Origin of the sequence: Massilia atriviolacea (assembly GCF_003953935.1) — a bacterium.
Lineage (GTDB): Bacteria > Pseudomonadota > Gammaproteobacteria > Burkholderiales > Burkholderiaceae_D > Telluria_A > Telluria_A atriviolacea.
This window is the reverse complement of the sequence record NZ_RXLQ01000024.1, coordinates 22,644-39,595: the sequence shown is the minus strand read 5'-3', so window position 1 is coordinate 39,595 and position 16,952 is coordinate 22,644. Positions and strand designations below refer to the sequence as shown.

The window sequence follows — 16,952 nt, the reverse complement described above, 5'->3', positions numbered from 1 at the left end:
GGCGCCGTCGCACCCGCGCAGGCGGGTGCCCAAGTTCGCTGCGATGCCCATGCGCCGATTGCCCGACGTGCCGATACCTGCGCGTGCCGGCAGGGCGCCACGGCAGCGCCGTCACGCCGGCGTCCAGCGCAAGCTGAGCGCCCAGAACAGGGCCGCCAGCGCGCTCACGCCAGCGCCGAGCACGCATACGCCGGTCCAGCCGGCGGCGGCATGCATGGCGGTCGCGCCCAGCGCACCGGCGCCGCTGCCGACCGCGTAGAACAGCATGTAGCAGCCCACCAGGCGGCTGTGCGCGTCCGGGCGGCTGCGGAAAATCATGCTCTGGTTGAGCACCTGGATCGCCTGCGCACCGATATCGAGCAGCAGGATGCCCAGCCCGAGCAGCCACAGCGAGCGATGCAGCAAGCCGAGCGGCAGCCAGGCCAGCACCAGCAAAGCCAGCGCCATCCCGGTGGCGCGCTGGCCCAGGCCCCGGTCGGCCCAGCTGCCCGCCTTGCCGGCCGCCAGCGCGCCGGCCACGCCGACCAGGCCGAAGGCGCCGATGGCGGTGTGCGAGAACGCAAACGGCGCCGCGCTCAAGGGCAACACCAGCGCACTCCAGAAAATGCTAAACGCCGCAAACATCAGCAGCGCGATGAGGCCCCGGATCTGCAGCATCCGTTCGTGCAGCAGCAAGTCCAGCATCGAGCGCAGCAGGGCGCCATAGGACAGGCGCGGGCCGCTGCGCGCCTGCGCCGGCAGCGCCGTCCACAGCAAGGCCGCCAGCGCCAGCATGGCCGCCGCCGACAGCAGGTAGACCCAGCGCCAGCCGGCCACGTCCGCCACCAGCCCCGCCAGCACGCGCGCCAGCAGCAGGCCGATGACGACCCCGCCCTGCGCCGCGCCGACCACGCGCCCGCGCTCGGAGGCATCGGCGGCGCTGGCGGCGCTGGCGATCAATCCCTGCGTCATGGCGGTGCCCAGCAGGCCGACCGCCAGCATGCCGGCCAGCAGCAGCGGCGTGTGGCGCGCCATCGCCACGCAGGCCAGCGCCAGCGCCAGCAGCAGGGCCTGGACCAGCATCAGGCGGCGCCGGTCGAGGCGGTCGCCGAGCGGCACCAGCATCAGCAAGGCCACGACGCTGCCGGCCTGGGTAGCGGTGATCACGCCGCCGATGGCCGCCGGGCTGATCGCGAAGTCGGCCGCCAGCGAGCCGAGCAGCGGCTGGGCGTAGTACACATTCGCCACGCTCAAGCCGCTGCCGCAGGCAAACAGCGCGACCAGGCGGGGCGGTACGCGCGGCGCCGGCGCGGCGCCCGAGATTGATTCCATCATGGTTCATCCTAAACTGGTTGCAAATTGAAACTGGTTGAAGTGTAGTGATTCTGGTTTTAAAATGCAACCAGTTAACTGACAATGGAAGCGAACGATGGCCAAACGTAAAAGCATGCAGGCCGACGCCTGCCCGGTGGCGCGCGCGCTCGACGCGATCGGCGAGCGCTGGTGCCTGCTGGTGGTGCGCGACGCCTTCGACGGGGCGCGCCGCTTCGGCGATTTCCAGCGCCGCCTCGGGGTGGCGCGCAACATCCTGGCCGACCGCCTGCGCCTGCTGGTCGAGCAGGGCGTGCTGGCCGTGCAGCCTGCGGCGGACGGCACGGCGTACCAGGAATATGTGCTCACCGCCAAGGGCGACAGCCTGTTTCCGCTGATCGTCGCGCTGCGCCAGTGGGGCGAGCAGCAGTTGTTCGGCGCGGGCGAGGCGCACTCGCAGCTGCGCGACCGCCAGGATGGGCAGCCGCTGGCGCCGCTGCTGCCGCGCGCCGCCGACGGCCGCCTGCTGGGACCTGCCGATACGGTCGTCGTCAAGCTCGCGGACAAGGCTTGAGAGGCGCTGTCACCCTGTTCGGATTGCTAGCTTGGAAGGGGTTGATTGAGCGATGTCAAGCGTCCGGAAGCGTCGAAACGTAAGCTTGGCATATGTCAGGCGCCCCGGTGCCGCTAACGCCAGCTTGTTTATGCCGTCGCAAAGGAAGAGCCATGAAATCAATCTCCCATCCCGTCGTTCCCGCCGCAACCTTGCGCCCCTCGGCCGCCCGGAGCCTGGCGCAATGAGGCGCTACACCATCACCCTGGGCGCGCGCACCAGCGCCGGCGGGCGCGTCGTGTCGGCCAGCGGCAGCGGCTGCATCAATGGCGTGCCCATCGCACTCGAGGGCGACCTGGTGGCCTGTCCCGCATGCAAGGCGACCGGCCGCATCCTGTGCGTCGGCCCGCGCATTCCTGAAATGTCCGACGGCAAGCACGTCGCACTCGAAAACGACCTGTGCACCTGCCGCTGCGTGCCGCCGCCCAAGCTGCTGACGGTGCAGATCATGCGCAGCCAGGTGCTCAAGGATACCGGGCGCGCCCTGTCCAACTCCGACAGCATAGCCTCGCACGCCGCGCGCGCCGCCGCCAACGGTCCGAGCTTCAACGAGCGCTTCGTGCTGCTCGACGAAGAAACCGGCGACCCGCTGGTGCACAAGGAATACGCGGTGGTGCGCGCCAGCGGGCAACTCGAATTCGGCACCTCCGACCGCAACGGCTACACCCATTTGCTGTCGACCACGGCGATGCCCGAATCGGTCGAACTGTTCGTCTAGGAAGCGGCAATGAGCGCCACCCTTATATCGCCGTCCGGCGCCGTCCTGCACCACCGGGCGCGCCTGAGCACCACGCCGGCCGACGAGGCCGACGCCAAGACGGTCCGCATCCGCCTGGAAAAGGCTTCCCGGCTCGAAGAAAACCGGGTCTACCTCAAGCAGCCGAATATCCGCGCCTTCCTGCGCGCGATGTGCCACTGCCTGGGGGGCGGGGTCGATTTTCTCGACGGCGCGATTCGCGGCCGGCGCAACGACCCGTGGCGCTTCACCGATTTCTCCACCCATCCCGGCGCGGGGCACAACGGCCGCTGCACCGCGGCCGGCTTGTACCGCATCACGCGCGAGGTATGGCAAGAGGTGGGCGCGCGCATGGACCTGAGCGACTTTGGCGCCGAAACGCAGGAACTGATCGCCGTCGAGGTGCTGCGCCAATTGGGGGTGCTGGGCAACATCCAGGCCGGCGATATCGACGCCACGCTGCAGGCCGCTGCCGCATCCTGGCCGGGCCTGCCGAAGACGCCGGCCAGCCAGGGCCGCTTTGCGGCGCCGGACGCGGCCTACCAGAGTTTTCTGCACAAGTACGGCGAGTGCGGCGGCACCATCCATCCGCCCGCCGCGGCGGCTTGTGCGCCAGCGCGCCGATAAAACGAGGAGAAAGCAGGAGGAGAAGGCAGGAGGAGAAGGCAGGAGGAGAAGGCGGCGCGCCCTTACTGCGCCGCCCTGGCGGCGCCCGCCTGGCGCTGCCACTCCAGCCCCGGGCGCGCCACCCGGAACTGCAGCAGTTGGCCGTTCTCGACCTCGGTGACATAGGCAGTGCGCCCATCCGGTCCGCCGAAGCTGATATTGCTCGGCTTCTTGCCGGGCAGGGCGATTTCGGCCAGGGTGCGTCCCTGGGGCGACAGCTTGACCACCGTGCCCTTGCCGATGCGGGTGACGTACAGATTGCCGTCGACATCGACGCGCATCCCGTCGAGCCCGTGATCGGCAAAGCTGGCGATGCGGCGCTTGCCGCCCAGGCTGCCATCGGGCGCGATCGTGAAGGCCCAGACCATGCGCTGCACGCTTTCGTTCACGTACAGGGTGCGCCCGTCCGGGCTGACCTCGATGCCGTTGGCGGTGCCGAGCTCGTCGGCCGCGAGCGTGACCTTGCCGTCGCGCTCGATGCGCCACACGCGTCCCGTGCCCTTCTTCCAGTCCGGATCGCTGGCATAGATGACCCCGGACGCCGTGATGGCCAGGTCGTTCGGCTGGCTCATCGCGCCTTCCTGCGCATGGACCGCGATGGCGCCGCTGGCCGGATCGATGCGGTAAATCGTGTGCCCGACATAATCGGCCACGTACATCGCCCCGTCCGGCCCGAAGCGGATGCCGTTGGCCACGCTGGTGCCGGGCAGGGTCGCGAACACCTCGGCCTCGCCGCTGGGCCTGACCTTGCCGATGGTTTGCTGGCGCGCGAAATTGACCGCGTACACATTACCTGCGGCATCGACCGCAGGTCCTTCCACGCCGGAGGTAAACGACTGCGGCGCCGTCAGGGCGCTGGCCACGTGCAGGCGTTCCAGGGTGGCCGGGGGCGCGCCGGCGGCTTGGGCGGCGCCCGCGTGGCAGGCGGCGAAGGCCAGCGCACAGGCCAGCCGGGTCGAACTCATCATGAAATTCCGATCGAAAAATGCCGGTCGTCCGGCCTGCGCCCAGTGTACTTGATGATGAGGTAAGCTTCGTGTTTTGATAACGCTGAGCCAGGTGACAAGTTTGAAGAGTACATACACGAAGCCGCTGCTGATCGCGGCAGCCATCGGCGCCATCGGCGCGGGCGCGGCCTGGTACGCGCTGCAGCGCGGCGCGCAGCCGGTGGTCGCCAAGGTGGCGGCCATGGTCGGCATCAAGCCGCAGCCGACCGTGCTGGGATGGCCGGTAAGCATCGGCACCGTGGCCGGCAACGGCAGCGCCGGCTTTGCCGACGGCACGGCCGCGCAGGCGCGCTTTTCCGATCCCTTCGGCCTGGTGAGCGACCGCGACGGCAATGTGTATGTGGCCGATGCCGGCGACAACAACCGCATCCGCAAGATCACGCCCGAGGGCCAGGTCACCACCCTCGCTGGCGGCAAGGAAGGCTATGCCGACGGCAGCGGCGCGGCGGCCGCCTTCCACACGCCGTCCGGCATGGCCATCGATGGCGCCGGCAACCTGTACGTCGCCGATACCGGCAACAACGCCATCCGCAAAGTCACGCCGCAAGGCGTGGTCAGCACGGTTGCCGGCGGCGGCGTGGCCGGCTACCTCGACGGCAAGGCCAGCGAGGCCATGTTCAACGGGCCGGTCGGGGTGGCGGTCGACCAGGCCGGCGTGGTCTACGTGGCCGACACCTACAACGACCGCATCCGCGCCATCGCGCTTGACGGCAGCGTGCGCACGATCGCCGGCGGCGCGCCCGGCTATGCCGACGGCCCGGCCGCCGGCGCGCAGTTCGACACCCCCACCTCGGTCGCGCTCGACGCCAAAGGCACGCTGTACGTGGCCGACACCGGCAACGGCGCGGTGCGCAAGCTGGGCCCGGACGGGCAGGTCGCCACCCTGGCGATGGCGCCGGAAGACGCCGAAAAACCGCTGCTGCGGCGCCCGGTCGCGCTGGCGCTCACGCACGACGGCTTCCTGTATGTGGGCGACATCTGGCGCGGGCGCATCCTGCAGATCAGTCCCGACGGGCGCTTGCAGGGCCTGACCGGGATCGGCGTCGACATCGAGATCGGCGACGAGAAGGCGGTGCGCTTCAGCCGGCCGAGTGCGATCGCGCTCGACCGCGCGGGCGGGCTGTACGTCAGCGACGCCGTCAAGCGCACCGTGCACCGGGTATCGCTGCGCGGCGACGGGATGAGCGCGGTGCTGGCACCCAGGGCCGCGCCGCTGGTCGCGCCGGCGGCGCTGCCGGCATCCGCGCCGCCGGCAGGGGCGAGCTTTCCGTGGCCGTTCAAGCCGCAGGACCAGCGCCACGAAGTGGTCGGCACCATCGGCGAAGTGCGCGGCAGCTACAACGGCGAAAGCCGGCACCACTTCCACAGCGGCCTCGACGTGCAGGCCGACATGGGCGTGCCGGTGCTGGCGGTGGCCGACGAAAAGGTCAGCAGCCCGGTGCCCAACTGGGCCTTCGGCGAGGTCGGCGAAGGCATGAGCATCGACAGCATGGCCTACATCCACATGCGGGTCGGGCGCAGTGTCAAGGACGCGCCGCTCGACCCGGCGCGCTTCACCATGCTCACCAACGACAAGGGCAAGGCGGCGCGCATGCGGGTCAAGCGCGGCACCCGTTTCCAGGTGGGTGAAGCGCTGGGCACGGTCAACCGCATGTACCACGTGCACCTGGTATACCAGCCGGGCGGGGTGGAAGCCAATCCGATGGTGCTGCCGTTCACCGGTTTCAGCGACCAGGTGGCGCCGCGCATCGACAAGATCCAGCTGCTCGACGCGGCCGGCACGGCGCTGGCGCGCAAGCCCGGCAAGCGCGTGACGGTGGCGCGCGGCGCGGGGCCGCTCGGGATCGTGGTCGACGCCTACGACCAGGCCGACGGCAATGCCGCGCGGCGCAAGCTCGGTTTGTACAAGGTGGGCTACCAGGTGCTGCAGGCGGACGGCACGCCGGTGGCCGGCTTCGCCCAGCCGCAGGTCAATATCGAATTCAACAAGCTGCCGCCGGACCCGGAAAGCGTCAAGCTGGCGTATGCCGACAACAGCGGCATCACCGTGTACGGCAGCGCCACGACGCGCTTCCTGTACGTGGTGACCAACACCGTGCGCGACGGCGTGGCCAGGGTCGGAGGCTGGGACCCGGCCGCGCTGGCGCCGGGGGACTACGTGATCCGCATCTTCGCCGCCGACTATGCCGGCAACGAAGCGCTCAATGGACGCGACCTGCCGATCACGGTGGAGTGAGGGACGGCAGGGGCGGGTGGCAGCGCAGGGCGTCAGGCGGCGATGCCGGCCTGGCGCTGGCGGCGGCGCGCGAGGAAAGCCATCATCGCCATGCCGGTCAGGAACATGGCGTAGGTTTCCGGTTCCGGGACGGCGCTGATCAGCTTATCCGTATTGCTGAAGCTGGTGAAGCTAGCGCCGGGCGCCATGAACTGCGCCTGCTGGCCGCCATCGCAGCAGCCTTCGAAGCCGAAGATGGTGAGGGTGTGGTTGCCCGCGCCCAGGTTGACTGCCGCGTTGAAATACTGGGACGCATTGTTGTACTGGCCGGCCCACCACATATCGTGGCTGTTGACATCGAGCGCCACATCGTTGAGGAACAGCGCGCCGCCGTAGCCGAAATCGACGCCGGCGCGGAACTGCCAGAGGCCGGCGGTGGCTTGGGTCACGCCGAAATTGATGGTCGACTTCAGCGCAAAATTGCTGCTCCCGCCGAACAGGCTGGCATGGGTGATGTTGTTGTACGAATCGACGGTGGTTTTGGTGTAGGTGGGGCCCTGCAGCGCCGCGTTGACGGCGCTCTGATAGGCGCCGGCGTCGGACAGCAGGCCGGACGGCTTGGCGGAAGCCGATTCGATGGTGATCGTGCTGGCGCAGACGCTGCCGCCGACGGCCAATGCAGCGGCCGCCAAGACCCATGGGAGATTCTTTTTCATAGTATTTCCTGGACAAGGACCGTGCACGCGCAACGGCGGCGCGGTCGGGATGAAAGAAGTTTTCGCTCCGCACGAGCGTCCAAGGCGTGCGATGGACGGTCAGTCTGGGTGCTGGCGCTGAATCACGGTGCATCGGAAGTGTGTCGGATGCACGAACAGTATCCAAAGAGTAACATGAATTCGCCGCCACCAACTTTCTTCGGCAATCCTGTTTACCTTTTACAACGCCAGATTCCTACCCCTCCCCTCAAAATCCCTACCACCGGGGTCAGAGCTTTAATTAGCAACAAAAACATTGCTAATTAAAGCTCTGACCCTGGTGGTAGGGCATGCGTGAAGCAGGGGGAGGCGTTTTGGCGTAGGTCGTTGCCGCAGTCGATGAGGACTTAATGTCACGACCGAGCTAGCGTTGTGAAGCAAGTAGGGCGAATCGTCCTACACCGGGGTCAGAGCTTTAATCTGCAATATTTTTATTGCAGATTAAAGCTCTGACCCCGGTGTTAGGCGGTTGTGGGGCGGGGGTAGGACTTTGGGTCAGGCGTTGGCGAGGTCGAGGCGGGTGTCGCTGCCGCGGCCGTGGTAGCGCCCGGCCGAGAGGTCGTCGAAGCGGATCGCCGGACGCCTGGCCGACATCAGGTCGGCCAGCATCTGCGCCGAGCCGCAGGACATGGTCCAGCCCAGGGTGCCGTGACCGGTGTTGAGGAACAGGTTGCCGAGCGGGCTGCGGCCGACGATCGGCGTGCCGTCCGGCGTCATCGGACGCAGCCCGGTCCAGAAGGTGGCGCGCGCGCTGTCGCCGGCTCCCGGGAACAGGTCGTTGACCACCATCTCGAGCGTGGCGCGGCGGCGCGGGTTCAGGCGGTGGTCGAAGCCCGCAAGCTCGGCCATGCCGCCCACGCGGATCCGGTCGTCGAACCGGGTCACGGCAATCTTGTAGCTTTCGTCCAGGATGGTCGAGACCGGCGCCTTGCTGGCGTCGGTGATCGGCACGGTGATCGAGTAGCCTTTCATCGGGTACACGGGAATGTCGACGATCGACTTGAGCAGCGCGGTCGAGTGCGCACCGAGTGCGACCACGTAGGCGTCGCCCTGCACCAGCTCGTCGCCGCAATGCACGCCGCCGATCGCGTTGCCGCTCACCGCCAGGCGGTCGATGGCGACGTTGTAGCGAAAACGCACACCCAGCGCTTCGGCCATCGCGGCCAGGCGGGTGGTGAACAGCTGGCAGTCGCCGGTCTCGTCGTTGGGCAGGCGCAGCGCGCCGACCAGCTTGTCCTTGACCAGCGCCAGCGCCGGTTCGGCCTGGCCGAGCTGGTCGCGCGTGAGCAGTTCGTAGGGCACGCCGGACTCCTGCAGCACCTTGATGTCTTTCTCGGCACTGGCGAACTGCTGTTCGGTACGGAACAGCTGCATGGTGCCGCGCTGCCGGCTTTCGTAGCTGATGCCGGCTTCTTCGCGCAGGGTCTTGAAGCAGTCGCGGCTGTACTCGGCCAGGCGCACCATGCGTTCCTTGTTGACCGCGTAACGGTCGGCGGTGCAGTTGCGCAGCATGTCCCACATCCATTTGAGCTGGAAGGTGGTGCCGTCGGGCGTGATGGAGAGCGGGGAGTGGCGCTGCAGCATCCATTTCACGGCTTTCAGCGGAATCCCGGGCGCGGCCCAGGGCGAGGCGTAGCCGGGCGAGATCTGGCCGGCGTTGGCGAAGCTCGTTTCCAGCGCGGGACCGGGCTGGCGGTCGAGCACGGTGACTTCGTGGCCTGCCTTGGCCAGGTAGTAAGCCGTGGTGACGCCGATAACGCCGCTACCCAAAATCACGACACGCATGGTCTCTCCGGAAGATTAGTTGTGGATGCAAGAATTTCCGCTATATTATTGGGTTTCAACCAGTCTTTGTTCACGTATAACTGCACTTATTTAGTGGAATTTCATGCGCATCGTTAAAGAATCGACCCGCAGCCTCGATAAGCTCGACCGCCACATCCTGCGCATCCTGCAACAGGAGGGGCGCATCTCGATGAAGGACCTGGGCGAGCGGGTCGGCTTGTCGGTCACGCCCTGCATCGAGCGGGTCAAGCGCATGGAGCGCGACGGCGTCATCAGCGGCTATTACGCGCGCGTCGATCCGGCCGCGCTGGGCGCGAAGTTGCTGGTGTTCGTGGAAATTACCCTGAACCAGAAGTCGGCATCGGCCTTCGAACAGTTCCGGCGCGAGGTGCTGCGCATTCCCGAGGTGCAGGAATGCCATCTGGTGTCGGGCGACTTCGATTACCTGATCAAGGCGCGCATCCACGAAATGGCGGAGTACCGCAAGCTGCTCGGCGACATGCTGCTGCAGTTGCCGGGCGCGGCCCAGTCGAAGAGCTATGTGGTGATGGAGGAGATCAAGGAGACGCTGGTGCTGTCGACCGACGCGCTGCTCCAGGCTGGCTGAGATGCACGCTTGCGGCGCAGGCCGGGCCTCGCGGCGCGTGGCCGCTGCGCTCTCTCTTCCTCTCTCTATATATAGTCGCCAGCATCGTGGCGGCGCCCGGCGCGGCTCAGGGCACCAGGATGGCTGGCCCGCCGATGCGCCGCGCGGCCAGGTCGGCATGGGCCTGGGCCACGTCGGCGAGGCGGTAGCGCACCGGGGCGACCGTGCCCAGCGCGCCCTTGCGGTAGGCGGCGAACAGCTCGCCGCTGGCCAGGTCGAGGCTGGCGCGGTCGTTGACGTATTGCGCCGTCGCCGGCTTGAGGTAGCGGATCTGGCGCGCTTCCAGGGCCGGCAGGAAACCGGGCGCGGGATTGCCGGAGGCATTGCCGACGTGGACCAGCAGGCCGCCGTCGCGCAGCGCCAGGATCGATTGCCCGAACGTCGCCTTGCCGATGAATTCGTACACCACGTCGACGCCGCCGCCGGCGATCGCCCGCACTTGCGCGGCCAGGTCGGGAGCGTTGGCGTCGAGCACATGGTCGATGCCTTGGGCGCGCACCAGCGCCGCCTTGCCCGGCGAGCCGACCGTGGCGATCACGGTGGCGCCCAGGTCGACGGCCCAGCGCGCCAGCAGGGAGCCGACCCCGCCGGCAGCGCCGTGCACCAGGACGACCTGTCCGGGCCGCAATTCATGCACGCGGCGGGCCAGCATCCAGGCGGTCAGGCCCTTGGTGACGATGGCGGCGGCCAGTTCTGTATCGATGTCGTCCGGTAGCTTGATGAGGGCGCCGGCATCGATCATGCGTTCGCTGGCGTAGGCGCCGAAGGAAAAGAAGTAGGCGACCCGGTCGCCGGCCCTGACATTGGTGACGCCGGCGCCGACTTCCTCGACGACGCCGGCCCCTTCCACGCCCATGTCGAAGGGCAGGGCGACACTGAAGCTGCCATCGCGAAACAAGGTATCGACGAAGTTCAGGCCGGCGGCGTCCTGGCGCAGGCGCACCTGGCCGGCGGGCGGCGTGCCCAGCGCGGCCGGGGCCGCTTCATAGCGCAATACCTCAGGAGCGCCGGTGGAATGGATGCGTACGCGATGCTGTGTCATGGTGAGTCTCCCGCAGCCTTCAGCGGAGCACCTTGCCCGCGTTCGAAAGCCGATGAGCAAAGTATAGGTATCACGACATTCGGGATAAAGATGATGTAAAGTGCAGCAGTGTTCCTGATTTGATGATAATGAAGCGGCCCTGGAGAAACGATGGACCAGTATGCGGCGGTGCGGGCCTTTGTCGGGGTGGTGGAAACCGGCAGTTTTGTGAAAGCGGCGGCGGCCTTGAACCTGCCGCGCAATACGGTAACCAAGCTGGTGCAGGGGCTGGAGGCGCATCTGCGCGTCAAGCTGCTCAACCGCACCACGCGGCGCGTCTCGACCACCAGCGACGGCAGCGCCTACTACGAACGCATGGCGCGCGTGCTGGACGAGTGGCAGGAAGCGGCGTCGGCGCTGGCGAACGCCCAGGCCAGCCCGCGCGGGCGCCTGCGGGTCGACATGGGCGCGACCATGGCCACCATGCTGGTCATTCCGGCCCTGGCCGATTTCCAGGCGCGCTATCCGGACTTGCAGATCGACATAGGCGTGAGCGACCGCCCGGTCGACCTGGTGAGCGAACGGGTCGATTGCGTGGTGCGCACCGGCGCGATCGGCGATCCCTCGCTGATCGCGCGCCGCATCGGCCAGTTCCGCTTCACGACCTGCGCCGCGCCGGCCTATCTGGCACGCCACGGCACGCCCGCCGAGCCTGCCGACCTGGCGCGCGGGCACAAGATGGTGCGCTACTTTTACGCCGGCTCGGGCCGCCAGATGGCGGTCGAGATGCGCCGTGGCGAGCAGCGCGTCAAGCTGCATTGCGACCACTTTGTCGGCGTCAACGATTCGAATGCCATGCTGGCCGCCGGACTGGCCGGCCTGGGCGTGCTGCACACGCCGGAATTCATCGCCGCGCCGCACATCGCCTCGGGCATGCTGGTACCGCTGCTGCAAGACTGGCAGGGCGAGCCGGTCCCGGTCTCGGTCGTGTACGCGCCCAACCGGCACCTGAGCGCGCGCGTACGCGTGTTCGTCGACTGGATGGTCGCGATTTTCGAAAGCGACAGGATGGCGGCCGAGCATCGCCCCGGCCCCCTGGCGCCGTGACGCCGTCCTGAGGCTGTCCTAAGGCAGGCCCTGGAAGCGCCCGGCTTCGAAGTCGGCCATGGCGGCCCGGATTTCTTCGCGCGTGTTCATCACGAACGGTCCGTGCGCCACTACCGGCTCGTTGAGCGGCGTGGCGTGGCCGAAGATCAGCAAGGCATCGGTCTCGGCTGTGATGCCCAGCGACACGCCTTCGTCGCTCAGCTCGGCCAGGTGGAAGGCATCGGCGCGGTCGCCATTGATCTCCACGGTGCCGCGCACCACGTACAGGAACACATTGCGCGCGCGCAAGTCCGGCACCTGCAGGCGGCCGCCGGCGCGCATGGCCACGGTGCTCATGAAGACCCCGGTCAACGAGCGCACCGGCCCCTGCTTGCCGTCCCATTCGCCGGCGATCAGGTTCAGCGCGACCTTGCCGGCGTCGAGCGCGATGGCCGGAATGTCTTCCCGCTGCACGCCGGTGTAGGCCGGCGCCGTCATCTTCAGGCGTCCTGGCAGGTTGATCCACAGCTGCAGGATTTCCAGCGGGCCGCCCTGCTCGCGAAAGGCGGGCGGCGAGACTTCCGCGTGCACGATGCCGCTGCCGGCCGTCATCCATTGCACGCCGCCGGCGCCGATCACGCTCTCGTGCCCGGCGCTATCCTTGTGCATCAGGGTGCCGTCGACGATGAAGGTCACGGTGTCGAAGCCGCGGTGCGGATGCGGCCCGAACGGCAGGCCGCGGTTGCCCGGCGGGTAGTGCTGCGGGCCGTGGTGGTTGAGGAACAGGAAGGGATCGATCTGTTCGGCGTACGGCCCCGGCAGCGGGCGCTGGGTCAGCAGGTCGCCGATGTCGTCGCGCTGCGCGGGATGCAGGCGCTTGATGCTCTTGTCGCTCATGGGCGGATTCCTCGGTGGGATAAAGTCGTCCCCTACCTTACCCGAAGCGCGGCGCGGGCGTCGGCCTGCACGATCGCGAAAACTTTCTGCCCCGCCGTGCTGTCCTAGAGGGACGCCACCGCTCTGGTGGAGACCACAAGGAGGCAATAATGGCAACAATGAACGCACCCGCAAACGAACGGCGCCACATTCCGGAACGGCGCACCGCCGGCGCCAGCCTGCACGCGACGCACTTTTCGGTCCTGGACTGGGCCGCGATGGTGCTGATGATTGTCGGCGGCATCAACTGGGGCCTGGTCGGGACCGTCGAGTTCGACCTGGTGGCCGCGCTGTTCGGCGAGCGCAGCGGCTGGTCGCGCCTGGTGTACGCGGTGGTCGGCATCGCATCGCTGTACGGTATTTACTTGCTGAGCAAGATGGCCGCGCGCAGCCGCTAGGCGGCTGCGCCGCGCCGCTGGCGGTGATAGACTTTGGCGTTCATCAACACAAGGTCCGGGAGTGTCACCATGCGCCATTCGTTCGTCATCGCCAGCCTGCTATGCTGCCTGGGCAGCGCCGCCAGTGCCGCGCCTGCGCCACCGGGGGAGGAGGCGCGGCGCGCGGCCGCCCATGCGGCGGCGACGTATCGCAGCGAGCTGATCGACACGCTGGGCAAGATGGTCAGCTTCAACACGGTCGCCGACAAGGCGGTCCCGTTCGAGCGCAACCCGCAGCATCTCGGCTTCAAGCAATACCTCAAGGCCGAGGCCGAACGGCTGGGACTCGACTACACCGACCATGGCTACGTGATGGTGATCGGCCTGGGCAGCGGCAGCGAGCGGGTCGGCATCGTCACGCACGGCGACATCCAGCCGGTCGATCCGTCCAAGTGGAAAAAGTCACCGTTCGAGCTGGACAAGACCAGCGAGGCCGGGCGCCTGATCGGGCGCGGCACCGAGGACGACAAGGGACCGATCGCGACCGCCATGTACGCGATGAAGGCGATCAAGGACCGCAAGCTGGCGCTGTCGAAACGGCTGGAGCTGTATGTGTACATGGCCGAGGAATCGGACTGGGGACCGCTGACCGCGTTCCTCAAGACGCACCAGGCGCCGCAGGTGAACATCACGCTCGACGCCGAGTATCCGGTGGTTACCGCCGAGAAGGGCTACGGCAGCATCGGCGTGACGGTGCCGCCGCAGCCGCCGGCGGCGGCCGATACGGCCTCGCTGTCGGCGTTCGGCGGCGGCTTTTTCGGCAGCCAGATTCCCGAAGACGCCAACGCGACCATCGACAACGCCACGCCGGAACTGGAAGCGCGCATCCGCCAGCGCGCCAGCGCCCAGGGCGGCATGCGCTATACCTTCACGCGCCAGGGCGCGCAGCTGCTGGTCAAGGCGCAGGGGCTGGCGGCGCACTCGTCCAAGCCGGAAGACGGCGTCAACGCGATCGCCATGCTGGCCGACGCCCTCGCCGTGCAGGCCTGGCCGAACACCACGGCCGGCGCCATGGTCCATCTGCTCAACGACCTGATCGGGACCGGCCTGTATGGCGACAAGTTCGGCGCCATCGCCTACCGCGACAAATTCATGGGGCCGATGACGGTGGCGCCGACCGTCATCAAGCAGGGCGAGGGCGGCATCTCGCTGCATGTCAACCTGCGCCGCCCGCAAGGCAAGACGACCGAACAATTGACGCGCGAGGTGCACGCGGCCCTGGACCGGTGGCAGGCGCAGCGCGTCGCGCTGGCCGATGTGAAGGTGGAGATCGGCGAACCGTGGCTGCAGAAAAGCGCGCCCCAGGTGCCGACCCTGCTGTCGGTATTCTCGTACTACACGGGGATCAGGAATCCGCGGCCGGTGTCGATCGGCGGCGGCACCAATTCGCGCCTGTTTCCGAACGCGGTCAGCTTCGGGCCGGCCATGCCGGGCACGGTGTACTCGGGCCATTCCGAGCATGAATTCATCACCGTCAAGCAACTGATGCTGAACCTGCAGATGTACACGGCCGTCATGGTCGAGCTCGCAAAATAGCAGGGCGCATGGCGCGCGGCGGGCCGCACCGGCCGCCTGCGCGCTTCACGTGTCCGCTTCGATCGTACCCGTAAAAACACCGATCCGTGATGTAGGCGACAGCCTACTTTATGTAACCGGCAGCGCCGCTCCCAGGCCGGCGCCCGCGCTTCCTCCCCTGGCCAACGGCGGCGCCTTCGCTCCCCTCAAAGACAGCCGGTTACAAGCCATATTCCCCTAGAAATTGTTCCTCGGCCAAGCGTGAAAATGCGCAAATTTGGCGTGCTAGCATCCCTTCCCGGTGTGCGCAACGGCTGTCGTGCGCGGCATCGAGTCTGTCCGCGTGCGCCGCCCGCTTGCAGCGTGCGCATGCGGCCCACGAGGAGCATCGATGAGTCAATTCGCGTACCCGCGGCCCCAGCTCGTCCGCGAGCGATGGATCAGCCTGAACGGCCCCTGGAAATTCATGTTCGACGACGAGCGCCGCTGCCGCATGCCCGACGGCGCGACCGAGTGGACGCACCGGATCGAGGTGCCGTTCGCGCCGGAAGCGCGCGCCAGCGGCCTGGGCGACACAGGCTTTCATTCGGTCTGCTGGTACGAACGCAGCTTCGAGCTGGCGCCGCATGCGGGGCGCACGATCCTCCATTTCGGCGCGGTCGACTACCGCGCGCGGGTCTGGCTCAACGAGCACCTGGTGGCCGAACACGAGGGCGGGCACACGCCGTTTTCGGCCGACATCAGCGGCGTGCTGGCGCAGGACGGCACGCAGGTGGTGACGGTGTACGTCGAGGACGATCCGCACGACCTGGCCAAGCCGCGCGGCAAGCAGGACTGGCTGCTCGACGCGCATTCGATCTGGTATCCGCGCACCACCGGCATCTGGCAGACGGTGTGGATCGAACAGGTGGCCTCGACCTACATCCAGAGCCTGCGCTGGACGCCGATCTTCGAGACCTACGAGATCGGCTGCGAAATCTTCGCCACCGGCGACATCACGGAAGAACTGTTCGTCGAGGTCAGGATCTGGCATGGCGAGAACCTGCTGGCCGACGACCACTACAAGCTGCTGGGGCACGAGGCCAACCGCAAGATCGCCCTGTCCGACCCCGGCATCGACGACTCGCGCAACGAACTGCTGTGGAGCCCCGAGCGGCCGACCCTGCTCAATGCCGAAGTGACCCTGCACCATCGCGGCCAGGTGCTCGACGTGGTGCGTTCCTACACGGCGCTGCGCTCGGTGGCGATCAACCGCGACCGCTTCATGCTGAACGGACGCGCCTACGCGCTGCGGCTGGTGCTCGACCAGGGCTACTGGCCCGAGACCCTGATGACGGCGCCGTCCGACGCGGCGCTCAGGCGCGATGTCGAGCTGGCCAAGGCCATGGGCTTCAACGGCGTGCGCAAGCACCAGAAGATCGAGGATCCGCGCTACCTGTACTGGGCCGACCGGCTCGGCCTGCTGGTGTGGGAAGAAATGCCCTCGGCCTACCGTTTCAGTCCCAAGGCCATCACGCGCCTGGTGCGCGAATGGACCGAGGCGATCGAGCGCGACTACAGCCATCCGTGCATCATCGTCTGGGTCGCCTTCAACGAATCCTGGGGCGTGCCCAACCTGACCCTGACGCAAGCCCACCGCAACGCGGTCGAAGCCCTGTACCACCTGACCCGCACGCTCGACGCCACGCGCCCGGTGATCGGCAACGATGGCTGGGAAGCCTCGGCCACCGACATCCTCGGCATCCACGATTACGACTGCAATCCGGACAGGCTGGCGGCGCGCTACACCACCAGCGAACCGACGCGCACCCTGTTCGACCAGCGCCGTCCGGGCGGACGCATCCTCACCCTGGACGGTTTTCCGCATCGCGGCCAGCCGATCGTGCTGACCGAGTTCGGCGGCGTCGCCTTCGACAAGCATGCCGGCGCCGTGCGCACCTGGGGCTATTCGCGCGCCCACACCGAAGACAGTTTCCTCGACCTGTACCGGCGCCTGCTGGAGGTGGTCAACACCACCACCATGTTCAGCGGCTTTTGCTACACCCAGTTCAGCGACACCTTCCAGGAAGCGAACGGCCTGCTGTGCGCCGACCGCACGCCCAAGGTGCCGCTGGAGCTGATCAGCGCGGCCACGCGCAACGACCACGCGAAGGAGGAGTGCAGCCCGGGAATCGCCTGACCATCCGCCATCCTCGCCCGCGCGGCACGGCAGCGCGGGCGCGCCGGACACCTTACTTTGCCAAC

At 67.7% G+C, this 16,952-nt stretch carries 15 protein-coding genes; 9 read left to right on the top strand and 6 right to left on the bottom strand.

Going from position 1 to position 16,952, the window contains the following annotated elements:
• Positions 1-111 precede the first annotated feature (111 nt).
• Positions 112-1,314 carry an MFS transporter gene (locus EJB06_RS28795; RefSeq protein ID WP_126077477.1) on the bottom strand — a complete coding sequence of 401 codons (1,203 nt, stop codon included), beginning with the start codon at positions 1,312-1,314 and terminating at the stop codon, positions 112-114.
• Positions 1,315-1,408: 94 nt separating this feature from the next.
• Here EJB06_RS28795 and EJB06_RS28790 point away from each other — a divergent pair, with 94 nt between their 5' ends.
• From EJB06_RS28790 to EJB06_RS28780, 3 genes are all read left to right on the top strand, one after another.
• A complete protein-coding gene (locus EJB06_RS28790) occupies positions 1,409-1,864 on the top strand; it encodes a winged helix-turn-helix transcriptional regulator (protein WP_126077476.1) in 456 nt (151 codons plus the stop codon).
• Positions 1,865-2,087: 223 nt separating this feature from the next.
• Positions 2,088-2,621 (top strand): PAAR domain-containing protein, encoded by a 534-nt coding sequence (locus tag EJB06_RS32295; RefSeq protein WP_198420944.1) that lies wholly within the window; start codon positions 2,088-2,090, stop codon positions 2,619-2,621.
• Between the two features lie 9 nt (positions 2,622-2,630).
• On the top strand, positions 2,631-3,266 hold the full coding sequence (locus EJB06_RS28780) for a lysozyme family protein (protein ID WP_126077475.1): 636 nt from the start codon (positions 2,631-2,633) through the stop codon (positions 3,264-3,266).
• Between the two features lie 62 nt (positions 3,267-3,328).
• Here EJB06_RS28780 and EJB06_RS28775 read toward each other — a convergent pair whose 3' ends face one another.
• Positions 3,329-4,273 (bottom strand): SMP-30/gluconolactonase/LRE family protein, encoded by a 945-nt coding sequence (locus tag EJB06_RS28775; RefSeq protein ID WP_198420943.1) that lies wholly within the window; start codon positions 4,271-4,273, stop codon positions 3,329-3,331.
• Between the two features lie 91 nt (positions 4,274-4,364).
• Between EJB06_RS28775 and EJB06_RS28770 the strand changes: the two genes are divergently transcribed.
• The gene (locus EJB06_RS28770; RefSeq protein ID WP_229427340.1) at positions 4,365-6,548 is read left to right on the top strand and encodes an NHL repeat-containing protein; all 2,184 of its coding nucleotides are present in this window, start codon (positions 4,365-4,367) and stop codon (positions 6,546-6,548) included.
• A 32-nt stretch (positions 6,549-6,580) separates the two neighbouring features.
• Here the strand turns inward: EJB06_RS28770 and EJB06_RS28765 are convergent, their stop codons facing one another.
• Positions 6,581-7,243 carry a CCXG family PEP-CTERM protein gene (locus EJB06_RS28765; RefSeq protein ID WP_126077473.1) on the bottom strand — a complete coding sequence of 221 codons (663 nt, stop codon included), beginning with the start codon at positions 7,241-7,243 and terminating at the stop codon, positions 6,581-6,583.
• A gap of 534 nt (positions 7,244-7,777) precedes the next feature.
• On the bottom strand, positions 7,778-9,067 hold the full coding sequence (locus EJB06_RS28760; protein WP_126077472.1) for a D-amino acid dehydrogenase: 1,290 nt from the start codon (positions 9,065-9,067) through the stop codon (positions 7,778-7,780).
• A 103-nt stretch (positions 9,068-9,170) separates the two neighbouring features.
• On the opposite strand from EJB06_RS28760, the gene EJB06_RS28755 reads away from it, so the two are divergent.
• Positions 9,171-9,674 (top strand): Lrp/AsnC ligand binding domain-containing protein, encoded by a 504-nt coding sequence (locus EJB06_RS28755; protein WP_126077471.1) that lies wholly within the window; start codon positions 9,171-9,173, stop codon positions 9,672-9,674.
• A 106-nt stretch (positions 9,675-9,780) separates the two neighbouring features.
• Here the strand turns inward: EJB06_RS28755 and EJB06_RS28750 are convergent, their stop codons facing one another.
• A complete protein-coding gene (locus EJB06_RS28750; RefSeq protein WP_126077470.1) occupies positions 9,781-10,755 on the bottom strand; it encodes a quinone oxidoreductase family protein in 975 nt (324 codons plus the stop codon).
• A gap of 150 nt (positions 10,756-10,905) precedes the next feature.
• Between EJB06_RS28750 and EJB06_RS28745 the strand changes: the two genes are divergently transcribed.
• Positions 10,906-11,841, top strand: coding sequence for a LysR family transcriptional regulator (locus EJB06_RS28745; protein WP_126077469.1), 936 nt, complete (start codon positions 10,906-10,908; stop codon positions 11,839-11,841).
• Between the two features lie 18 nt (positions 11,842-11,859).
• Here EJB06_RS28745 and EJB06_RS28740 read toward each other — a convergent pair whose 3' ends face one another.
• Complete coding sequence (locus EJB06_RS28740) at positions 11,860-12,717, bottom strand: pirin family protein (RefSeq protein ID WP_126077468.1); 858 nt, start codon at positions 12,715-12,717, stop codon at positions 11,860-11,862.
• A 149-nt stretch (positions 12,718-12,866) separates the two neighbouring features.
• Between EJB06_RS28740 and EJB06_RS28735 the strand changes: the two genes are divergently transcribed.
• From EJB06_RS28735 to EJB06_RS28725, 3 genes are all read left to right on the top strand, one after another.
• Entirely contained in the window at positions 12,867-13,154 is a 288-nt protein-coding gene (locus EJB06_RS28735; RefSeq protein ID WP_126077467.1) for a DUF378 domain-containing protein, read from the top strand.
• A 69-nt stretch (positions 13,155-13,223) separates the two neighbouring features.
• Positions 13,224-14,729, top strand: coding sequence for a dipeptidase (locus tag EJB06_RS28730; RefSeq protein ID WP_126077466.1), 1,506 nt, complete (start codon positions 13,224-13,226; stop codon positions 14,727-14,729).
• A gap of 370 nt (positions 14,730-15,099) precedes the next feature.
• Positions 15,100-16,887, top strand: coding sequence for a glycoside hydrolase family 2 TIM barrel-domain containing protein (locus tag EJB06_RS28725; protein WP_126077465.1), 1,788 nt, complete (start codon positions 15,100-15,102; stop codon positions 16,885-16,887).
• Positions 16,888-16,952: the final 65 nt, after the last annotated feature.